This window comes from Bilifractor sp. HCP3S3_D3 (genome assembly GCF_052063915.1).
Taxonomy (GTDB): domain Bacteria; phylum Bacillota; class Clostridia; order Lachnospirales; family Lachnospiraceae; genus Bilifractor.
In genome coordinates, this window is record NZ_JBQHWP010000058.1 from 1 (window position 1) to 518 (window position 518).

At 36.7% G+C, this 518-nt stretch carries 1 pseudogene; it reads left to right on the forward strand.

The features are described 5' to 3' along the window. A pseudogene (locus tag ACTNDI_RS14020) lies at nt 1–360 on the forward strand (hypothetical protein); the annotation flags it as partial. Nucleotides 361–518: the final 158 nt, after the last annotated feature.

Genomic DNA, 518 nt, shown 5'->3' on the forward strand with positions numbered 1-518 from the left:
AAGTCGATAACTGACAGAGCACCGGCAAGTTTTGTCACGATTCTGGAACAAAAGGCAAAACTTTACGGCGGTAATGTATCGAAAGTAAGTACGAAAGAATATAAAGCCAGCCAGTACGACCATGCGAAAGATCAGTACATAAAAACGGACTTGTCTGTGAGAGAAAAAATAATCGCCGGTCATAAGGTACAAAGAGACTTGTATAGTGCTTTTCTTTTGAGAAACAGTAACCAGAAATTAAACAAGCCGGACCAGAAAAAATGCATCTATGAATTTGATCGATTTGTAAAGCTACAAGACCAACTGATCGAAAAAATGAAAGAAAACAATATATCTATGAAACAGTGTTTTGGATTCTAAACAGAAATAAAAAAGGTTCAGACATAAAACTTTCGTCTGGAAAGTAAGTACACAGGTATCGAAATCCTATAGACGATAAATCTTGAAAGACTTAACTATATCCCTCCTATACGACTGTGGTGATGTTAAGAGAATCTAAAGAATCCCACGGCTTCAGC